Annotated in this window: 16 protein-coding genes and 1 pseudogene; 6 read left to right on the forward strand and 11 right to left on the reverse strand. The window is 67.7% G+C overall.

From position 1 onward, the window contains the following. Positions 1–100 precede the first annotated feature (100 nt). Positions 101–223 (reverse strand): hypothetical protein, encoded by a 123-nt coding sequence (locus tag HGG74_RS21965; RefSeq protein WP_281356143.1) that lies wholly within the window; start codon positions 221–223, stop codon positions 101–103. A gap of 2 nt (positions 224–225) precedes the next feature. Here HGG74_RS21965 and HGG74_RS14870 point away from each other — a divergent pair, with 2 nt between their 5' ends. Then, entirely contained in the window at positions 226–927 is a 702-nt protein-coding gene (locus HGG74_RS14870) for a dTMP kinase (RefSeq protein ID WP_168487585.1), read from the forward strand. Here the strand turns inward: HGG74_RS14870 and HGG74_RS14875 are convergent. Then, entirely contained in the window at positions 906–1625 is a 720-nt protein-coding gene (locus tag HGG74_RS14875) for an Rv2133c family protein (RefSeq protein ID WP_168487587.1), read from the reverse strand. The two genes, HGG74_RS14870 and HGG74_RS14875, sit on opposite strands and share 22 nt — an antisense overlap. Further along, the gene (locus HGG74_RS14880) at positions 1622–2287 is read right to left on the reverse strand and encodes an Rv2135c family putative phosphatase (protein WP_168487589.1); all 666 of its coding nucleotides are present in this window, start codon (positions 2285–2287) and stop codon (positions 1622–1624) included. Before HGG74_RS14880 ends, HGG74_RS14875 begins: the two co-directional genes overlap by 4 nt. A 90-nt stretch (positions 2288–2377) precedes the next feature. Here HGG74_RS14880 and HGG74_RS14885 point away from each other — a divergent pair, with 90 nt between their 5' ends. The 3 genes from HGG74_RS14885 to HGG74_RS14895 all read left to right on the forward strand — a co-directional run bounded on the left by HGG74_RS14885 (position 2378) and on the right by HGG74_RS14895 (position 7169). Further along, on the forward strand, positions 2378–3766 hold the full coding sequence (locus HGG74_RS14885) for a magnesium chelatase ATPase subunit I (RefSeq protein ID WP_168487591.1): 1389 nt from the start codon (positions 2378–2380) through the stop codon (positions 3764–3766). 26 nt (positions 3767–3792) lie between these two features. Continuing rightward, positions 3793–5796, forward strand: a complete 2004-nt coding sequence (locus HGG74_RS14890; RefSeq protein ID WP_168487593.1) for a vWA domain-containing protein — start codon at positions 3793–3795, stop codon at positions 5794–5796. A gap of 1019 nt (positions 5797–6815) precedes the next feature. Next, entirely contained in the window at positions 6816–7169 is a 354-nt protein-coding gene (locus HGG74_RS14895) for a hypothetical protein (RefSeq protein ID WP_168487594.1), read from the forward strand. A 189-nt stretch (positions 7170–7358) separates the two neighbouring features. On the opposite strand, the gene HGG74_RS14900 is transcribed toward HGG74_RS14895, so the two are convergent. From HGG74_RS14900 to HGG74_RS14915, 4 genes are all read right to left on the reverse strand, one after another. Further along, a complete protein-coding gene (locus HGG74_RS14900) occupies positions 7359–7868 on the reverse strand; it encodes a hypothetical protein (RefSeq protein ID WP_168487595.1) in 510 nt (169 codons plus the stop codon). A gap of 126 nt (positions 7869–7994) precedes the next feature. Continuing rightward, positions 7995–11279, reverse strand: coding sequence for an ATP-binding protein (locus HGG74_RS14905; protein WP_168487597.1), 3285 nt, complete (start codon positions 11277–11279; stop codon positions 7995–7997). A gap of 95 nt (positions 11280–11374) precedes the next feature. Next, positions 11375–12598, reverse strand: coding sequence for a fatty acid desaturase family protein (locus tag HGG74_RS14910; protein ID WP_168487599.1), 1224 nt, complete (start codon positions 12596–12598; stop codon positions 11375–11377). Between the two features lie 14 nt (positions 12599–12612). Next, positions 12613–13710, reverse strand: a complete 1098-nt coding sequence (locus HGG74_RS14915) for a ferredoxin reductase (RefSeq protein ID WP_168487601.1) — start codon at positions 13708–13710, stop codon at positions 12613–12615. Positions 13711–13808: 98 nt separating this feature from the next. Between HGG74_RS14915 and HGG74_RS14920 the strand changes: the two genes are divergently transcribed. Together HGG74_RS14920 and HGG74_RS14925 are read left to right on the forward strand one after the other, a co-directional pair. Continuing rightward, positions 13809–15056 (forward strand): PucR family transcriptional regulator, encoded by a 1248-nt coding sequence (locus tag HGG74_RS14920; RefSeq protein ID WP_168487603.1) that lies wholly within the window; start codon positions 13809–13811, stop codon positions 15054–15056. A 94-nt stretch (positions 15057–15150) separates the two neighbouring features. Beyond that, a complete protein-coding gene (locus HGG74_RS14925) occupies positions 15151–17331 on the forward strand; it encodes an elongation factor G-like protein EF-G2 (RefSeq protein ID WP_168487605.1) in 2181 nt (726 codons plus the stop codon). A gap of 35 nt (positions 17332–17366) precedes the next feature. On the opposite strand, the pseudogene HGG74_RS14930 reads toward HGG74_RS14925, so the two are convergent. The 4 genes and pseudogenes from HGG74_RS14930 to HGG74_RS14945 all read right to left on the reverse strand — a co-directional run bounded on the left by HGG74_RS14930 (position 17367) and on the right by HGG74_RS14945 (position 20582). Continuing rightward, positions 17367–18032 (reverse strand): annotated as a pseudogene (locus HGG74_RS14930) (alpha/beta hydrolase family protein). Between the two features lie 9 nt (positions 18033–18041). Then, on the reverse strand, positions 18042–19334 hold the full coding sequence (locus HGG74_RS14935) for a right-handed parallel beta-helix repeat-containing protein (RefSeq protein ID WP_168487607.1): 1293 nt from the start codon (positions 19332–19334) through the stop codon (positions 18042–18044). A gap of 156 nt (positions 19335–19490) precedes the next feature. Further along, on the reverse strand, positions 19491–20111 hold the full coding sequence (locus HGG74_RS14940; RefSeq protein ID WP_168487608.1) for an L-threonylcarbamoyladenylate synthase: 621 nt from the start codon (positions 20109–20111) through the stop codon (positions 19491–19493). A gap of 9 nt (positions 20112–20120) precedes the next feature. Beyond that, positions 20121–20582, reverse strand: a complete 462-nt coding sequence (locus HGG74_RS14945) for a hypothetical protein (RefSeq protein ID WP_168487609.1) — start codon at positions 20580–20582, stop codon at positions 20121–20123. Between the last annotated feature and the right edge of the window lie 334 nt (positions 20583–20916).

Consider the following 20916-nt stretch of genomic DNA (forward strand, 5'->3'; position numbering starts at 1 on the left):
AAGCGCCGAAGAAGCCCTGGAACCGCTGCTGGAACAGGTGATCTCCTGGTCAACGGCGTTAAAGACAATCCGGACCTGATCCCTGCGGGGGTACTTTCGGTTAGCGGCGGATGCCGTTGAGCAGGGCTTCGAGGCGGCCGCGGGCGTCGCCGGTCCGGCGTTCGAGCTCGGCGTAGCCGGCCTCGAAGACCGGGGATCGGACGCGCGGTGAGACAATGGCCATGAATGGAACCGATGCTCGAAAAACGAAACCTATCCATCGCCCTTGCCGGCATTGACGGCGCCGGCAAGAGTTCGGCTGCCAAGGCACTGGCTTCACGGCTGCGGGACCGGGGCATGACCGTGGAGGTCACCGGGGTGTACGGCGGCCGGAAGAACATGGACAACCTGGCCCGCCGGTTCGGCACGACTGCTTCCCGGATCCTGGGGATCCGCGGGATGGATTTCGCGGAGACCCTCGTCCGCGCCGCCCGGATGGCTCACGCAACCCGGCTCATGCGCCGGGGCGGACTGCTCATCCTGGACAGGTCCTTTCACTGCCAGCAGGCCCTGCGCCGGGCGCGCCGGCTGCCCGGCCCGGGGCTGGCCGGACTGCTTGAACTGCTGTTCCCCGGGCCGGACGCCGTGGTGTTCTTCGAGATCGACCCGCAGACGGCATTTGCCAGGATCCGGGCCCGCGGCACCGACGTCGAGAGCCTGGAGGATCTGGCCGCCCTGGATGCCGGCTACCGGCAGCTTGAAACCTTTGGGGACTTCATCACCATCGATGCCGCCCAATCCCCGGACCGGGTGGCAGACCAGTTGGAACAGGAAGTCCTGCGGCTCCTGGGCAGCTCAGCCCTGCATCCGCCGCTGGACTTGTTCTTCCCGGTCTTCGACGGTCAGGACGAGGTGGCCCGGGCCGCCTACACGAGCGGCCACGGGTAGCGCCTGCCGGTGCGGTCGACCGGCAGCACCCCCTCGTCCAGCAGGCGCTGCACCCGGCGCTGCAGGGCGGTGACTTCCGCGTCGTCGAGCAGTCCGGCGACGTCGTGGGGCACGGAGTCGGCGAGCGGGGTGATGTCCTCAAGCAGGGCAGCGGGGATGGGCTCGCCCGCGAAGTCCCAGATCACGGTGCGCAGTTTGAAGCCTGCCGAGAAGCACAGCCCGTGGTCAATGCCCCACACCCGTCCGTCGCGGCCGCGCAGCACGTGCCCGCTCTTGCGGTCGGTGTTGTTGGCGATGCAGTCGAACAGGGCGATCTGCGACAGGACGTGATGGGTCTCGGGCGAGTCAGCGTGCAGTGTGAAGTAGTGCTCACGGACGTCGCACTCTATGAACCACTGTAGCGAGCCGACCCCCAAGGGGGAGTCCTCGCGGATCACCGTCGGCGGCACGAGCCCCCACCCCAGGTACTCGCTGAGCAGGTACGCGGCGCGTTCCCGCCTGTACAAGCCGGGCTCAAAATCGGACAGCGGCTGTTCCCCGGCCTCCGGCTTGTAGACCGCCCACGCCGAGTCGTCCCCGCAGGAGACCTGGACGAGGAACGTCGCGTTGCTGCTGCGCAGGATGCGTCCGAGCAGCTCGATGCGGCCTTCGGCGAGCAGAGCCAGCTCCCGTCCGGGAGGCCCTTTGTCCCTTGTCACGACGACCTCAGCCCGCTCAAAGGTTCCAAGGTCGAGTTCACCATGAGCACGGCGGGCGGCCTGCCCTCCACGTACGAGATGACCGAGACCGAGCCCGGGCTGATGACGATCCGCTGGAAGAGGTCCAGATGCGTGCCCAGGGCGTGGGCGACGGCGGCCTTGATCGGGTCGGCGTGGGAGAAGCAGACGACGACGCCGCCGGCATGGGCGGCGCACAGCACCTCGAGCGCCTCGACCATCCGCGCCTGCATCTGCGCGAAGCTCTCCCCACCCGGGAAGCGGAAGGCCGAGGGGGTGTGCTGGATGGTCTGCCACTGGGGTAGGCCCGCGAGCTCGGCGAGCGCGGCGCCGGTCCACTCGCCGAAGTCACACTCGATCAGGCCGGCGTTCTCGTTCACGTCGAGTCCGGTGCAGGCTGCCGTGGGTTCTGCAGTCTCCCGGGTGCGCTCGAGCGGCGAGGAGTAGATGACATCGACCGGAAGACCGGCGAGCCGTTCCGCCACCCGGTCAGCCTGGGCCTGGCCCCGGTCGGACAGGTGCAGTCCCGGGGTCCGCCCGGGCAACACCGTGCCCGTGGTCGGGGTCTCCCCGTGCCGCACCAAAAGGAGCAGGGTGCTTGGCGGTGTTGATGGTACCGGCGGTGTGGTTTCAGTCATCAGCATCCAGCGTAAGTGGTTCCAGAGGGCCGCGTGCGGGAATTAAGGGACCCTTGATCCTCGATTCAGCGCATGTTCGAGGACTACGGTTGAGGTGTGAGTGATCGCCCCGATATCTTCACCGTTGGTGAACTCCGTGCAGCCGGCCACGTCCACAAGGACCTGCGTCACGAGATCCGCGACAACCTGCTCGCCGCGCTCGCCGCGGACCGCGATCCGTGGCCCGGGATGTACGGTTTCAGCCGGACTGTCCTTCCCCAGCTTGAGCGTGCCTTGATCGCCGGCCACGACGTCGTCCTGCTTGGCGAGCGGGGACAGGGCAAGACGCGGCTGCTCCGCACCCTGGTCGGGCTGCTTGACGAGTGGTCGCCGGTGATCGAGGGATCGGAACTGAACGAACACCCGTATGAACCGGTCACGGAGCAGTCCCGCACCCGTGCGCTCGCCGAAGGGGACCGGCTGCGCGTGTCCTGGCGCCACCGCTCGGAACGGTACGTCGAGAAGCTCGCCACACCGGACACCTCCGTCGCCGACTTGATTGGCGACGTCGACCCGATGCGGGTGGCCGAGGGCCGCCGGCTCGGGGACCCGGAAACCATCCACTACGGCCTCATCCCGCGCTCCAACCGCGGCATCATCGGCATTAACGAACTGCCCGACCTGGCCGAGCGCATCCAGGTCGCGATGCTCAATGTGATGGAGGAGCGCGATATCCAGATCCGCGGCTACGTGCTGCGGCTGCCGCTCGATGTGCTCGTCGTCGCGTCCGCCAACCCCGAGGACTACACCAACCGCGGCCGGATCATCACTCCCCTGAAGGACCGCTTCGGTGCCGAGATCCGCACCCACTACCCGATAGAGCTCGACGACGAGGTCGCCGTCATCCAGCAGGAGGGGCGGCTGGTTGCCGACGTCCCGCCCGTCATTCTTGAGATCCTGGCCCGCTACACCCGTGCGCTGCGGCAGTCCCCGGCAATCAACCAGAGTTCCGGGGTCTCGGCGCGGTTCGGCATCGCCGGCGCCGAGACCGTCGCCGCGGCGGCGCTGCGCCGGGCCGCGGTGCGCGGGGAGGATGAGGCGGTTGCGCGGATCGTCGATCTGGAGTGCGCGGTCGACGTCCTCTCCGGCAAGATCGAGTTCGAATCGGGTGAGGAGGGGCGTGAACAAGCCGTCCTCGATCACCTGGTGCGCGCGGCCACTGCCGACGCCGTGCGGGTGCACTTCCGCGGTCTCGACTTCGGTCCGCTCGTGGCGGCGCTCGACGGCCACACGACCGTGACGACCGGGGAAGAGGTCACGGCGCGGGAGTTCCTCGAAAACCTCCCGGCTCTTGACGGATCCGGCCTGTACGACGCGATCAGCGCGCGCCTGGACGCGAAAAACGACGGACAGCGCGCCGCCGCGATCGAACTTGCACTCGAAGGACTCTTCCTCGCCCGGCGGATCTCCAAGGAATCCGGCGACGGGGAGACGATCTACGGCTAGGAACAGGGCCAGGGAGAGGCAGCATCATGGGAGCTCACCACCGGTCCTCCAGATACGGCCGGTACACGGGAGGACCCGATCCGCTCGCCCCGCCGGTCGACCTGGCCGAGGCGCTCGACGCGATTGCCGAGGACGTCATGGCAGGTTACTCGCCCCGGCACGCCCTGCAGGAGTTCCTGCGGCGCGGCGGCCGGAGCCGTGAAGGGCTCGACAACCTCGCCGGCCGGGTGCAGCAGCGCCGGCGTGACCTGCTGAGCCGCCACCGGCTGGACGGCACCCTCAGCGAGGTCCGGAAGCTTCTCGACACTGCGGTGCTGGAGGAGCGCAAGCAGCTCGCCCGCGACGCCATGATGGACAACACCGACCGCGCCTTCCGGGAGATGCAGCTGCAGAACCTGCCCTCTTCCACGGCGGCAGCGGTGAACGAGCTCGCCGCCTATGACTGGCAGTCGGGCACCGCCCGGGCGGCCTACGAGCGGATCAAGGACCTGCTGGGCCGCGAGGTCCTTGACCAGCGGTTTGCCGGCATGAAACAAGCGCTCGAGAACGCCACCGATGAGGACCGCGCAGCCGTGAGCGGGATGCTGCGCGACCTCAATGAGCTGCTTGGCAAACACCGGCGCGGCGAAGACACCGACGCGGACTTCCAGGAGTTCATGGCGCGGCACGGCCGCTACTTTCCGGAGAATCCGCAATCGGTCGACGAGCTCATCGATGCCCTCGCCCGGCGGGCGGCCGCGGCCCAGCGGCTCCTGCAATCCATGTCCCAGGAGCAGCGCGATGAGCTGATGCGCCTGTCGGCCCAGGCGTTCGGCTCGCCCGACCTGATGGCCCAGCTCAATCAACTCGACGCGAGCCTGCGCGCCCTGCGCCCCGGCGAGGACTGGAGCGGTTCCGAACGCTTCGAGGGTCAGGAGGGGCTTGGGCTGGGCGACGGTACGGGAGCGCTCCAGGACATCGCAGAACTCGACGAGCTGGCCGAACAGCTCTCGCAGTCCTACAGCGGATCAAGCCTGGACGACCTGGATCTGGATGCCCTCGCCCGCCAGCTCGGGCAGAATGCCGCCGTGACGGCCCGCACCCTTGCGGAGATCGAGCGGGCGATGCAGGACGGCGGCTACCTGAGGCGCGGTGCCGACGGCGACCTCAGGTTGTCCCCGCAGGCCATGCGGCGGCTCGGGAAGTCGCTGTTGCGGGACACCGCCAGGCAGCTGTCGGGCCGGCAGGGGCGCCGGGACACGCGCGTCGCCGGTGCCGCCGGCGAGCAGACCGGTTCCAGCCGTGAGTGGCAGTTCGGGGACGCCGAGCCGTGGGATGTCACGCGCACCATGACAAACGCGATCCGCCGCACAGTTGCCGAGGGTGGTAATCCGGGCGGCGGGCTGCGCCTCGGGGCGGGCGATATCGAGGTGGCGGAAACCGAGGCGCGTACCCAGGCCGCCGTCGTCCTGCTCGTCGACGTGTCGTTCTCGATGGCCGCCGAGGGACGGTGGGTGCCAATGAAACGCACCGCGCTCGCCTTGCACCACCTGGTCTCCACCCGATTCCGCGGGGACCGGCTGCAGCTGATCACGTTCGGCCGTTACGCGCAGTCCATGGACATCGGCGAGCTCACCGCCCTGCCGGCGGTGCGGGAACAGGGAACAAACCTGCATCACGGCTTGCTGCTGGCCAATCGGTTCTTCCGCCGGCACCCGTCAATGCAGCCGGTCCTCCTCGTGGTGACCGACGGCGAACCCACTGCGCACCTGCTGACCGAGGGCGAATCGTGGTTCTCCTGGCCGCCCGACCCGGAGACGATCCGCGTCACGGTCGCGGAGCTCGACCGTCTGGGGCGTGCCGGCGCGCAGGTCACATTCTTCCGGCTCGGCGGCGACCCTAGTCTCGAACGGTTCGTCCAGCGTATGGCCCGCCGGATCGACGGCCGGGTCGTGGCGCCCAACGCCGGCGATCTCGGGGCCGCTGTTGTGGGGGAGTACCTGCGCGCTCGTTTCCACGGCCCCTACGACGACGCCGGCTGGGTTTCATGAGCGGCGGCCTTCATAAGGCCAGGCTGAGTTTGCGATCGGAGATGGAGTCCGGGGCCGGCACTGTATTTCGGGAAGCAAATTACACTCACGCTGGAGCCCCTATAAAATCCCAAGGGGACTCCGGGATTCCAGGAAGAAGGTCATTGGATCCAACTATTGGACCGGTACCGGCGGGCTGGAAGCTCTGCACGCAGGCGGGGGCTTCGGGGCTGACCGGCAGTTGGCGCCGGATTAGAGGGCAAGGGCCCCGGCCGGGAATGGGGAGGTGCGGCCGGGCCCTTGCCTTTCAGCACGCTGCCGGCACAGGTATGGGGGGGACCGCCGGCAAGCAGCCAACAGCCTGCCATTTGCATCGTGAATTGCCTAAATCGAAGCGGTTCTGTTACGCCGCAATGTAATAGAAACTGCGGTAAGCGCGTGATTTTCCGCATGAGCTCAAGAAAAGCTCAGGAAACCAAAAGTATTGGGCGAGGAAAATCCTTTTTCCAAATTCTGCTGTAGCCTTCTTGTGAGGCACATCACACCGCCGAATCGGGGTTGGGGGACCCCGGCGGTCTTGTGTTTCGCGCGCGGCACCCGGTGACTCTTGGGGAAGGCACCGGGGCCGCGCTCTACTGCGGCGGCCGGCTGGTCTGCTTCGATTGCGCCCCGCAGGCAGCTCTTCGATGGCGGCGGACCGGGTTTCCCTGGGCTGCAGGTTCCCGGCCTGTTCCCATGGGTCATTCAGCGGCCGACCCGGCTCAGGGACTCATGGCGGCACGGGGACCTCGGTGGAAGGGACCGGGCATGCGGGCCGGAAACGCTGCGGCGGAATCGTTCCGGCGCGGTTAGGGGCAGGGCCGGGCCCTGGCGATGGTCCGGCCCTGCGGATCACGATGGTTCCGAGGCGTTTTGCCGCCGCGCGTTTCGAAGCATGCTGTATATTTCCCACTACAAGACAGACCGTTCGGTCTTGTCCATGTGGCTGGCTTGGCGTAGCAGCCGGGAGTATTGCTTCGACAACTGAAAAGGTGGCCTCCATGGATCAGATCCCCAGGACAAGCGTTCTGCCCCCGTCGATCGCGACGGTTGACTCGACCGTGTATGTGGAGCCCGAAGCTGCGGCCGTCCTGTCGATCCGGACAGCGGACGATCAGGCAGCCGGTTCGGCCGTTCTGCAGGAGCGCCTGCTGGCCGGGATCGTTGCCCGGTCCGGTGAGCTCGAGGCCGCGGAGTGGGCGGTCGACCAGGCGCAGGCAGCGCTGGATGAACAGATTGTGTCGGCCCTGTCGGCGGGTGTGCCGCCGGAGCAGGTCGCTGAGGCGGCCGGGTTGGGAGTGGCCGAGTTGCCGGAATTCGCCGGCGTCCAGGTTCCCGTGGCCATGGAAAGTTGACTCGCCTCGGCGCGGGCAGCCGATCCCCACGGGATGCTTCCGCGCTGGCGAAGTGCGCCGTGAGCACCGCGTCCGGGTGGCGAAGCCGGGCCTGGTGCGGAGGATGCTCCTCCGCACCAGGCCCGGCCCCTTTGTCTACTGCCCAGGATGACCTGTGCAGCCCCCAATCCCCTCAGCAGGTGCGGACTGTCAGCCAGGCATCGACGTGTTCGCGCTGTTCCGCCATCCTGTCCAGGCCGACCAGATACCGCTGTAACCCTCCTGGAAGCGCGTGCGCTGGAACACCTCCTCGTTGCCCGCCTCGGTGTTGACGAGCGTCCGGACGTTGTTCAGCGTGACCGCCCCGCCGGCGCTGACATAGACGTTCGTCCAGTTCGTTCCGCCCAGGTAGTCATTGCCATCAAACGGGGGTGTCCACGAGTCATCGTCTTCCCAGCGCTGCTGCTGGATGTTCAGGTAGCGGCCCTGGTAGCAGTACACGTACACGCGGTAGTTGACCAGCATCGTGCCGGACTGGTTGTGCCCGGCATAGATGGGCTTCAGGGGCGTCACGCTGCAGGCGTACTGGGTGCTGGCGGCCTGGGCGGGTGCAGCCGCTGTGGCAGGGACCGCCACAGCGGCCAAGCCCAGAGCTGCTGCGAGGGCGATCTTGGACCGGCGGGAGCGGTGGCGCTGGTTCGCCGGCAGGTTTACGGACATTTCATCCTCCTCGAAGGTGGTGCGAGCTGGTTTGGCTTCGCACCTCCATTGAGGCCCCCGGCGTTTGCAAGCCGCTTGAGACCTACTTGAAGCGCGGCTGGAAGCGGGGGAGGAACGACGGCGGACTTAGGGCCCGAGCGCTGCCAGGGCGGCACGCGCGGCAGCGGCCCAGTACGACGAGTCCGCGCGCCCGGCCACGGCAAGGGCATGTTGGTAATGCCCCGCTGCCTCTTCCCGCAGGCCCATCCGCAGCGCCAGGTCGCCGGCGATCTGGGCCACCGGACCGTGCGCCACGACCGCCGTGTCGGCCCCGGCCAGTTCGTCAAGGTAGGGTTCCAGCGCACGGTAGGCCCATTCGATCCGCCTGCGGTCGTCCAGGGAAAGTCCCGTGAGTGCACGCCAGGTGCTGGTCAGGAGGTAGGACGCCTCGTAGGGCACCGGAGGAAGCTGCCCGGCTATCCTGCGGGCTGCATCAGCCTGTCCTGAAGCCATGAGCGACTGGGCGTAGACTTCGCGCCCCATGACCGGCCATTTCGCGAAGGCGGCTTCGGCCAGTTCCAGAATTTCGTTCATCCGGCCCTGCAGCATGGCCAGACTGATCGTGGTCCCGACCACCCATGCCTGGTCCACCTCCCACAGCCGTACCTGTGCACTGAGCCTGGAAGCGGCACGGTACGCCTCCTCGGCTTCAGCGAACCGGCCGTCGACGAGGTGGCGCAGCCCCTCGTACCAGGCGGCCACGGCCAGCGGCGAAGGGAGCTGGTACTTTTCGGCCAACCGTTTCGTCTCGGCATGGTGTTCATCGGCGACCCCGAACGAACCGTGGGCGCAGGCGCACTCGGTCATCATCAAGTGCGCAATCACTTCGGTGGTAATGAGGCGGTGACGCTTGGCCAGCGCGAGGAGCTCATGGGCGAGGGAGTCCCGAAAGCCCAGCTGCCCCGGCAAATACGACTGGCGGAACAGTGCTTCGAGAGCCTTGGCGAGCAGGAGGGGCTCCTCCAGCTCCCGGGCCATGGCTGCGGCTTCGGCCGCCGCTTCGCGCCCTCGGTCCAGGCCTGACCACTCCAGCTCCAGGGCCAGGCAGGTCAGCAGTTGGCAGCGCAGGGCCGAGGTGTGGTCCGGCAGACCGTCGAGGGCGCTCTCGATCAGGTCCACAACCGGCTGGACAACCATGCCGTACTCCTGGTTGACCCACAGGCTGGGAACGTCATAGGAAGTGATGATCCGGGCGGTCAGCTCCACGTCCTCGGCGGCTGCCGGCTCATGGAGCGCTTGATCCCGGAGGTCGCGTGCCCGGGCTGCTTCCCCTCCCAGCGCGGTGGCGCGCACCAGGCGGATCATGAGTTCCAGCCGCTCCCGCGGGCCGCAGCCGGGAACAATTGCGAGGCAGTCAAGGGCCTGCTGCCAGAGTGCTGCTGCTTCCCGGAAGGCGAACCGCGACTCGGTCCGTTCCGCGGCCCTGGAAGAATAGTCCACAGCTTTGCGTGCCAGCGCCGCTTTACCGGAGCGGGCATAGTGGTAGGCAAGGGCAGAAAGGTCTTCCGGGTGGACGGCTTCGACGGCTTGGCCTATCCGGGCGTGCAACTGGCTCTTCCTCAGATTCGAGAGGTCGGCGTTGATCGCTTCCCGGACCACGCCGTGGGCGAATCCCACACGTCCGGGCCTGGACTCAACCAGCAGGCCTGCCCGCAGGGCGGCTTCAACTGCATCAAGCCAGGCCTGATCCGGCGCATAATCGAGTGATTCCAGGACGTCGGCGTCTGTTTCCATCCCAATGACGGCCAGCGTGTTCAGGAGCAGCCGGGACTCTTCCGGCAGCTGTGCCAGCCGGTGCCTGACGATGTCGCGGATTCCCGCAGGAACCTCGGAAAGGGCCAGTTCCCCGCCATGCGCGGCCAAAAGACTGCCGATCTGGCGCACGAAGAGCACGTTGCCGCCGGTCCACCGGTGAATCGCCGCGACGGCTTCGTCCGGGAGGGTCGGCGACGCAGTGGTCCGCAGCAACGTGGCAACCTCCGCGGAGGGCAGCCCGCCCAGTTCAAGTCTGATGTGGATGACCGGAAGAAGTTTCCGGGCAATGTTCGGCGCGTTGGACGCACCGATGGATTTTTCCCCGGTCTGCTGGATGCACACGAAAAGGACCGGGTCTGCCGCGAGGTCGAAAACCACGCGGTTCAGGATCGACAGCGTTTCGGCGTCGGCCAAATGGATATCGTCCAGGACAATGAGCACCGGAGCGGTTGCCGCCACGTCGTGCAGGAAGGCGGCGATCCGCCGGTGCAGGCGGAATCGTGCCAGGACCGGGTCGGCGCTGCCGCCGGAGGCCTCGGCACCGGGTGCAAAGATGGATTCGAGCGGCTGGCCGAACTCGTCGGGATGGCGGTGGTGCAGCTCGTCGACCACGGCTGCCCACGGCAATCCGGCCGGTGCCCCTTCCTCGGCGTCGCACCGGCCGACGGCGACGAACCATCCCTCCGACCGCAGCCTGCCGGCCAGTTCCATGACCAGCCGCGTTTTGCCCGTTCCGGTCTGGCCCTCAACGAGGGCCAGGGACGGGACGGGGCGGCGTGCCAGCTCTGCTGCGGCCAGCAAGCGGTCCAGCTCTGCTGTCCGCCCCAGGAAGGGATCGGCATCAGGGGCGGCCGCTGATTGCCGGACCGGAGCTCTCCCTTCAACCGGCGGGAAAGCCGGCACCGGGCCGATGTCGTCCCACAGGGCAGGAGATTGCGCCAAAACGTCGGACTCGAGCCGGCGGAGCGCAGGCCCAGGTTCGACGCCAAGTTCATCGGCAAGCACCCGGCGCGCACGCCGGACGGCCGCCAGCGCATCGCCTTGCCGCTCCCCCCGGTACAGGGCCAGGACCAGCAGCTGCCAGGCCGTCTCCCGCAGCGGCGACTGGTCGAGGATGGCTTCGAGGCTTGCCACCGCCTCGGGAATCTTCCCCAAGGCCAGCGAAGCTGCGGCGTGCCGCTCCCTGGCTGCGTACCGCAATTCGTCCAGCCGTGCGATTTCGGCCGCTGCCCACGGTTCCCCGGCAAAATCCGCGTAGGCTGCTCCACGCCACAGTGCCAGCGCATCGCCAAGGTTCCGCCGGACAAGGTCGGCCGGAAGATGCTGGAGGTCGGCACCCAGGAATGCCTGCTCGAACTGCCACGCATCAACCTGGTCGCGGTGCAGGCGCAGCCGGTAGCCGGTGGGAACGCTGACCAGGACGGTGGCCGGGCCCCGGGCGGCCCTGGCCGGCTCCAGGAGGCGCCGGAGCCGGGACACATAGCTCTGCAGCGCCAGCAGTGCCTTGTCCGGCGGCTCGGAGCCCCACACGTCATCAATAAGCCGGTCCGCGGATACTGCCTGCCCGCGCGCTATCAGCAACCGGGCCAGCACCGCCCGCTGGCGCCACCCGCCCAACGCTATTGCCCCGTGGCTATCGCTGGCCTTCAAAGGACCGAGAACGCCCAGCGTTAACATGACGACCAGAATAGACGCCCGGGCAGCGGAACCAGCTAAACGGCTGCCGTTTCCTTGGTCCTGGAAGCGGGACGATCCGGCAGCGCGAGCTTGAAGACCTTGGCCCAGGCGGACGCTACCTGCTTCGGCAGGGGCCCGGAGGTGTAGGGCAGCCCGTAGCGGCTGCAGATTTCACGGACCTTCGGGGCAATTTCGGCGTAGCGGCTGGACGGAAGATCCGGAAACAGGTGGTGCTCTATCTGGTGGGACAGGTTCCCGGTCATCAGATGCATCAACTTGGAACCGGAAATATTGGCCGAACCGATCATCTGGCGCACATACCAGTCTCCGCGTGTCTCGCCGTCGACCATTTCCTCGGTGAAAGTGTCCGTGCCCTCCGGGAAGTGCCCGCAGAAAATCACCGCGTGAGCCCAGACGTTGCGCACTGCGTTGGCTGCCAGCGTCCCGTACAGAGCCTGTTTGCCGGAACCCGTCAGCAGGGCCAGGGCAGGAGTTGCCGCATAGTCCTTGGCGAACTGCCTGGCGGCCTTCCGGCCCATCGCCTTGAGGTCCTTGACGAGCGCGGCTTTGGATTTCCTGCCTTCGCGGAATTCGTCGATCTCAAGGTCGTAAACGGCGATGCCCCATTCGAACACGGGGGCCAGCAGGGCATTGTACAGCGGGTTGCCCAGATTGAACGGCTTCCACGGCTGGTCCGGGTCCATGCGCAGCAGGTTGTAGCCCACGTCGCGGTCCTTGCCCACGACGTTGGTCCAGCGGTGGTGCAGGTCGTTGTGGGTATGCTGCCAGGAGCGGGCCGGGGTGACAAAGTCCCATTCCCACGTCGTGGAATGGATATCCGGGTCCCGCATCCAATCCCACTGGCCGTGCAGCACATTGTGCCCGATCTCCATGTTCTCCAGGATTTTCGCGACACTGAGCAATGCGGTGCCGGTCACCCATGCGGCCCTGTTCTTTCCGGCCAGGAGCGCGGCACGGCCGGTGAGTTCGAGCACGCGCTGGATCTTGATGACCCGGCGGATGTAGGCGGCGTCGGAGGCACCGCGCCTGGCGAGGACCTCGTCGCGGATGGCGTCGAGCTCGCGGCCGAGTTCGGCCACCTGCTCATCCGTCAGGTGGGCGGCGGCGCGCGGACGCACCAGCGGGCGGCCCGAGGCAGCCAGCGCCCCGGGCCGGGTCCTGACGGCTGCCTGACCGGTCTGGCAGGCTGCGGCAGCAGTTCCCGTAGTGGCCGGTGCCCGGCTGGAAGTGTTTGCCATAGGGTGGGTTCTCCTCAGAGGTCTAGGTTGACAGGTCCGGCTGCTGCCGACACACAAGGCTGGATCAGCTGGCCAGGTTCGTCCAGGATTTCACCGGTACGCAGGTCGCGTATCCGTCCTGCCCGAAGCGGCACCAGACAGCTGTGGCAGATACCCATCCGGCAGCCGCTGGGCATCAGGACGCCGGCATCTTCCCCGACGTCGAGCAGCGGAGTGTCGCCGTCCGCCTCCACTTCCCGGTCCGAGGCTTCGAAGGTAACCAGTCCGCCGTCCTGCCCGGCACCGGCGCCGAGGCTGGTATTGAAACGCTCGATAGTCAGGCTCCCTGGACCGGCCTGCCCCACAGCTGCCGGATCCCCGGTTTCGGAGGCCAGCGCCGCGGCAGCCCAGAGTGCCCCGGCGTCGTCGAGGAAGCCTTCGGGCCCGCAGGCGTAGGCCCCGCGTTGGCGCCAGTCAGGGCAGAGCAGGTCGAGCTCCGCGGCCGAACCAAGGTCCAGCCGGCCGCGTTCTGCGGTAAACCACTGCACCACGCGCAGGTTGGGGAACTGGTCGGCAAGCTCGCACAGTTCCTCGTGGAAGATGCTCCGTTCCGGGGAACGGCTGGAGTGGATGAGCACCACATCGGCATCCGGGCGGCGCGGCACCAGGGTGCGGATCATCGACATGACCGGGGTGATGCCGCTGCCGGCGGTGAGCATCAGCAGCGGCCGGGGCTGCTCGGGCAGGACGAATTCGCCCTGCGGGGGCGCCAGGAACAACACGTCACCGGGACGGGTGTTGCGCACCAGGTAGCCGGATACCGATCCCACGTCGGTCACCGTGATCGCCGGGTCACGGCCGGCGGCTGCACTGAGCGAGTACGAGCGCCAGTGGCGCACACCGTCCAGCTCCACGCCGATGCGGGCCCACTGACCGGCCCGGTGGGCCTGCCAGCCCCGGCCGGGGCGGAAGTAGATGGTGGCGGAATCGGCGGTTTCGGAAACCACCCGGGTGACCACGCCGCGCAGCTGGCGGGCCGAGAATACCGGGTTGAACAGGGACAGGAAGTCCTCGGGAGCCAGGGGAGTGGTCAGAACAGATGCGGCACGTGCCAGCTTATGGTGCCAGATCATATGATCAAGCTTAGGACGGGCCGAGCCGTATTTCTCCTAGCGGAGAATACGATCGGTCCGCGAGAACTATTCGGCCGAGACAACTTTGGGAAGAATGCATGAAACCCGCCCCGGACAACCGGCTGGCAGCGCCACCGCATGATCCCCCGTGGCTGGCCTTGCCGCGGGAAATCGTCGACGTTCTGCGACCCATGGTGCCCGGCATCGTGGAGGCGATCATCACCATGGTTCCGCAGACCGTGCCTGCGTATGCGCGGCCGATCGAGGGACGGTTCGGGCGTGGTCTGCGCAGCGGTGTGGCGGTGGCACTGGACCGTTTCCTCCAGCTGCCGGGCACCCGGCTGCCGGCCTTATCGGAGGAAAGCCGGCAGCTGGTGGCTGGCCTGGGCAGCGGCGAATTCCGGCAGGGCCGGAGCATGGATGCCCTGCTGAGCGCCTACCGCATGGGGGCCCGGGTGACGTTCCGCGAAATGTCCAGAATTTCCCTGGAGCGGAACCTTGGCCTGAACGCGGTGGTGAACCTGGGCGAATCAATCCTCGCCTACATCGACGAACTCTCCGCCGTCAGCGCCGAGGCATACGCGTTCGAGCGCTCCGAGCGGGCCGGGGCTGTGGAGCGGCGACGTACCGAGCTGCTGGAGCTGCTGCTGCACGGCCAGGCGGACGAGGCGGCGCTGCGGCAGGCCGCTTCCATGGCGGACTGGGTGCTGCCGGCCAGGCTGGCGGTCGTGACGCTGCCGCTGGACCGTGCGGACGGCCTGCGGCTGAAGCTCGGACCGGGGGCTCTGGTGGTCGAACGCGAAACCGACGTCGTGGCACTGGTCCCGGCGCCGCGGTCCAAGCCGGCGCAGACGGCATTGGAAAAGGCGCTGCGAGGCCGGGCGGCCTCTGTCGGCCCGGCCGGCGGATGGCAGCAGGTCCCGGATTCGCTGAGGCTGGCCGTACTTGCTGCCGCGGTCCTGCCTCCCCGGGAAAAATTGGATGATCCTCCCATCTGGGCGCACGACCATCTCGGCGAGATCGTCCTGGGCACCGAGCCCACCGCCATCGCCGAACTGGCACAGCGCAGACTGGCCCCGCTCCAGCGCCTGCGCCCGGCGCAGCGCGAGAAGCTGGCAGCGACGCTGCTCTCGTGGCTGCGGCATTGGGGCCAGCGTGCCCCCATGGCTGCCGAGCTGGGTATCCACGCACAGACGGTCGGCTACCGGGTCGCACAGCTGCGCGAACTCTTTGCCGGGGAGCTGGACGATCCGCGGGCCCGGTTCGAACTGGAACTGGTCCTGCACGCGGGGCGGTGGCAGGGGCCGGGAACCATGGCAGAGGACGGCAGTCATCCCGGTCCCTGACGATGTGCTCTTGCTGTCCGGTCACCTCAGGGTGTCGAATCGGTCATAGCAGTGTTCGGGTGCAGGTCAATGAAGACGACGCCAGGAGGAGCTCATGTCGGTGAAAGGAACAGGCGGCCCGGCGAAGAACCCGGGCCGGGGCACTACGGGCACCGGACGGGCCGATCCGGCCGCGGGGGTGGCAGCGGATCGGCCGGAACAGATCCGCAATATCGCCCTGGTCGGCCACTCGGGCGCGGGCAAGACGCTGCTGGTGGAGGCGCTGTTGGCCGCCACCAGCGCCATTTCACGCATGGGTACGATCGCCGACGGTACGACGGTGAGTGATTCGGATCCGTCCGAGATCCGGCAGCAGCGCTCGACGGCGCTTTCAGTGGTGCCCCTGCTGGTCGACGGCGTGAAGGTGAACCTGCTGGACACGCCAGGCTACCCGGACTTCACCGGCGAACTGCGGGCGGGACTGCGGGCAGCCGACGCGGCGCTGTTTGTGGTCTCGGCCGTCGACGGCGTCGACGCCGTGACCACCGAACTGTGGAGCGAGTGCGAGCGGGTCGGAATGCCGCGGGCCGTGGCGATCAGCCGCCTGGACCATCCGCGGGCGGATTACGACGCCGCCCTGGCCGCCTGCCGGAGGGCCTTCGGAGAGTCGGTGCTGCCGCTCTACCTTCCGCTGCACACCGGTGGTGAGGCCGCCGGACTGCTCGGGCTGCTCTCCGGAACGGTATCGGAGTACACGCCGGGGGAGTCCGGACCGGCCCGGCGGCCGGCCAGCGCGGACGAGCTGGCCGGGTCCGCGACCGCCCGGGGCGAACTGATCGAAGGAATCATCGCCGAGAGCGAAGACGAATCACTCATGGACCGCTATCTTGGCGGCGAGGAGATTTCCCTCGACGTCCTGATCGGGGACCTGGAGACCGCCGTCGCCCGCGGATCCTTCTTCCCCGTGCTGCCCACCTCGGCAGAGACCGGTGCGGGTATGGCCGAACTGCTCGAGATGCTGGTGCGTGCCTTCCCGACCCCCCTGGAGCATGAGCTGCCGGCCGTCACGGAGATCGGCGGCCAGCCGGCCGGGCCGCTGACCTGCGATCCCGACGGGCCGCTGGTGGCAGAGGTGGTCCGCACCACCACCGATCCGTTCCTGGGCCGCGTCTGCCTGGTGCGCGTCTTCTCCGGCACCCTCCGGCCGGACCTGGCCATCCATGTATCCGGACACGGGCTGGCCGACCGGGGGCACCAGGACCATGACAGCGACGAGCGGCTCACCCAGCTGTACTCCCCGCTGGGCTCCGCACTGCGGCCGGTGCCGTACTGCATCGCCGGGGACATCTGCGCGCTCGCCAAGCTCGGCACCGTGGAAACCGGTGACACCATCTCGGCCAAGGACCGGCCGCTGCTGATCGAGGCCTGGGAGATGCCCGAGCCCCTGATGCCGGTAGCCATCGAAGCAGCCTCGCATGGCGACGAGGACGTCCTGGCCCGGAGCCTGGGCAAGGTGGCGGCCGTGGACCCGACGCTGCGGGTGGAGCGCAATGCCGAAACCCACCAGCTGGTCCTGTGGTGCATGGGGGAAGCCCATGCCGAGGTGGTCCTGGACCGGCTGCGCGGCCAGGGCGTGAAACTGCAGACCGTCGAGGTGGTCACCCCGCTGCGGGAGACGTTCTCCACCCCCGGTGCCGGGCACGGACGGTACGTCAAACAGTCAGGGGGCCACGGCCAGTACGCCGTGTGCGACATCGAGGTCGAACCGCTCGAACGCGGCGCCGGCTTCGAGTTCGTCGACAGGATCGTCGGCGGGGTGATCCCGGGGCCGTTCATCGCCTCGGTCGAGAAGGGTGTCCGGACCCAGATGCAGAAAGGGGTCTTCGCGGGTTTCCCGGTGGTGGACATCCGGGTGACGCTGGTCGGCGGCAAGGCCCACAGCGTCGACTCCTCCGACGCCGCCTTCCAGTCCGCCGGCGCCCTGGCGCTGCGCGAGGCGGCCGCCGCGGCGCGCATCCAGCTGCTTGAACCGGTCTCGGCGGTGACCATCGACGTTCCGGACGAGTACGTGGGTGCCGTCATGAGCGATCTGTCCGCCCGCCGCGGGCGCCTGACCGGAACGACGTCGGCCGGCGGGGAGACGACCCAGATCAGTGCCGAAGTACCGGACACCGAACTGCTGCGGTATGCCATCGAGCTGCGCTCGCTGACTGCCGGTACCGGCCGCTTCCGCCGCAGCTACCTGCGGCACGAGCCGGTGCCCTCCAGCGCTGCCGCTGCCGCGGCGAACGCCTGAGCACCGGACGTCCGGGAGCCTGGAGCCCGGCAGGGTCAGCCGTGTGCGCGCAGGAACGCCGCGGCCGGCCCTGCCAGTGACGCCCCGACGTCGTCCGCGCTGCGCTTCAGGCCGGCAACGTCGAAGGAGTGGTCGCCACCTTCGCGCCACTGCAGCGTTGCTGCCGGGCCGATGCGGGCCACGACTGCCTCGAGCAGTTCCGGGGATGCGAACGGGTCGCGTGTGCCCTGCAGGAAAAGCATCGGCAGGGTCAGGCCGTACAGGTGCTCGTCGCGCACTTTGTCCGGCTTGCCGGGCGGGTGCAGCGGATAGCCGAGGAAAACCAGTCCGGCCGCAGGCATGCCCTCGGCCACCGCCATGGACGCCATGCGCCCGCCAAAGGACTTGCCGGCGGCTTAGAGGGGCTCGCCGTCCGCGCGGGCCGCGGCCGCGGCGATCGCCGCCCGCCAGGCGGCGATCGCCGCGGGAGGCCGGTCCGGGAACTTCTTGCCCGCTTCGCGGTACGGGAAGTTGAAGCGGAGGGTGGCCACGCCGTCGTCGTTCAAGGCGCGGGTGAAGCCGGCCAGGAACGGGTGGTCCATCCCGGCACCGGCCCCGTGGGCCAGCACGAGCGTGGCGAAGGGCTGCGCGGGGCGGGCGTAGACGCCTGACACCAGGGCATCGCCGACGGCGATGGCGACGGGGGATTCCGGGATGGGCATGTCTCGTCCTTAATCCACGAACCAGCTGACGCCGTCGATCCAGAGCTCACTGTGGGCGGTGTTGCCTGTGCGGATGCGTAACTGACCGCCGGGCTGGATCAGTGCCAGGGACGAATTCTGCCAGGTGGTGCCGCCGGCAGCCGGCCTGACGTCCTGGATGGGCCGGTACCCGGCAGGCAGGAGCCCGGGAATGGTGTAGGTCGTGTTGGTGGTGAAGTTTCCGCCGACGGTGCGGACGAATGCCCCCCGCAGGAATACCTGCCGGCCGATCTTCCGGTACTGCGGCAGGCTGGCCGGGTGCGGGGAAATGCCCGAGGCCGGTATGGGGAAGTTCTGCCAGTTTTCACTCTTGCTGTAGAACTCCGGAGTGTTGCCGGCCCACGCCGAATTCTCCCAGTCAATATTGGTCAGCTGCGGGTCCGTCTTCCACGGCTCGATGCTGTTGACGATACGGTTTCCCGTGAAGGTCCCGGAGCCCCTGACGGTGGTGCTCTTGCCAAAGAGGGATATGCCGTAGCCGCCGGTGATATTCCTGCCGTCGATGTAGTTACCGGAGGCAACCAGATCCTGCGGCGGCATGGTCCTGGTGCTGCTGCCCAGGACCATTGCGAGCCCCTGCCTGCAGTTGACCACGATGTTGTTCGAAACAGTCAGGGCCTTTCCGCCGTGAGTATCGAACCCGGCCCATTCGGTGAAGTTCAGGATGACATTTCCGTCGACGCTGACCCGCTCGGACCGCGCAGCTTCGTAGTTGCCGAGGTCGGTGAGCGCGATGCCGTAGCTGTTGGTCACAACGCCGGCGTGGGCGAAGGCGTCCCGGACCACATTGTCGTGGATCCGGCTGTCCTTCATGGAGACTGCCATGATCCCGGCGTAGCGCACTCGTTCGATCAGGTTCTGGGCTACTTCCGCGTTCCGAAGCCAGGTCAGGCGCATCGCCTCGCCGCTGGAGTCGTGCAGCCAGCACCTGAGCAGCGTGAGCCCGCTCAGCGGGTTCTGTTCGCTGCCGACCGCATTGACCAGGTTGTTCCCGATGGTGTAGGTCCCGGCCTCTCCGGCGCCGGCGAGCTCGATCCCTTGGAGGCGGACGCCGCTGCTGGTGATGTTGAAGATTTGGTTGTTGGGGCCGGCTTGGATTTTGCCGTCCATGAAGGTGAGCGGCTTGGCGATGTTCACGTAGCTGCTTACGTTGCATGTGGGCCCGGACGGCAGCCGCAGCTTCCCGCCGCTGGGGGCGCCGTCGATGGCCGCCTGGATGGCGGCCGTGTCATCGTTACCTTGGCCAACGCCGGGTATTTCCATGTCGCACTGGTCCCTTCCACTTGCAGATGGCGGCGCAGTCGCTGCATTGCAGCTGATGACGCAGCAGGTACGCCAAGGGTAGTGGCTCCCGGGGAATGAGCGATCAGTCCTTGCGGCAGATGCCGTCGGGGGGCAGGAAATACGGAAGCTGGGCCGTCACTCGAACCGCGACGGGTCGCCCATGCCGTACCGGACGATTTCGGCGTAACCGCCGGAGAAGTCCACGACGGTGGTGGGTTCGGGACCGCAGTCGCCCGAATCCACGACCGCGTCCACCGCGTGGTCCAGACGCTCCTTGATTTCCCAGCCCTGGGTCATCGGATCCTCATGGTCCGGCAGCAGCAGGGTGCTGGACAGCAGCGGCTCGCCCAGTTCGGCGAGCAGCGCCTGGACCACCTTGTGGTCCGGGATGCGCACCCCGACAGTCTTCTTTTTCGGGTGCAGCAGCCGGCGCGGAACTTCCTTGGTGGCCGGCAGAATGAAGGTGTAGGCGCCCGGCGTGACCGCCTTGATGCTGCGGAACACCTCGTTGCCGATGTGGACGAACTGCCCCAACTGGGCGAAGTCCCTGCAGACGAGGGTGAAGTGGTGTTTGTCGTCGAGGCGGCGGATCGCACGGATCCGGTCCAGCGCCTCTTTGTTGCCCAGCTGGGCCCCGAGCGCGTAACAGGAATCCGTCGGATAGGCGATCAGTCCGCCGGACCGTACCAAGTCGGCAATCTGGCCGATGGTGCGCGGCTGGGGATCCTGGGGGTGGACATCGAAGAATCTGGCCATGGCATGAGCTTACGGCCCAAAGTGCTGCGGCACCGCCAGGACGAACCTGAGGACCCTGAATCTGTTCCAGTAGGCAAATCCCAGGAACACCCCGGGTGCTACTTCGCGGATTTCGTCGCGGATCCACCGGGCGATCCATGACGTGCGCCGGTAATCGAGGATGATTGCCGGGTTGGTGTCGAGCCGGCTCGGGCCGTAATAGACTTCGGCGCGGACGGCCAGCGTGCCCAGCGGTCCCACTTTGTTGCGGACGGTTTCCGAGCCGGGGTCGAAGACCTTCCCCTTCCAGACGATCAGGCGGATCAGTCCGGCTGCGGCCGCGCCGGCTGCTGAGCCCGGTGCGACAATCAAGGTTCCCTCGCAGTCCCCGGCAGGAATCCGGCCCGGCACCGAACTCTGGAAGAGGCGGTCAAGCTGTTTCCGGGGAGTGCGCAGCAAGCGGCCAACTGTCATGGAGGGCGCGTCAGTCATGAATCCGGTTCTTCCTGGGCGTACCGTGAACCGTGATGGACGGCTGTCCGGTTCGAAACTTCAGCAAACCACGTGCCCGTTACTGCAGTGTCATCGGGGCAGAAGCATGGTCCGGCCCAACCATGGAAAAGCCGGGGACGGCGCCTGCTTGACGCCGCCCCCGGCCTGCCCCACTCTCAGTAGGCCTTGGTGCGTTGGTCGACGAGGAGGTGGATGAGGGCGAAGGTTTTGTCCGTGTCGATCGCGGCCAGGGCGGCGGTGACGGCGGCGGGCACGTCCTGGTCGGCCTCGACGCGGACCCCGTAGCCGCCGAAGGCGGTGGCCATGAGGGCGA

Source organism: Arthrobacter mobilis, from assembly GCF_012395835.1.
In the GTDB taxonomy this organism is placed as follows: domain Bacteria; phylum Actinomycetota; class Actinomycetes; order Actinomycetales; family Micrococcaceae; genus Crystallibacter; species Crystallibacter mobilis.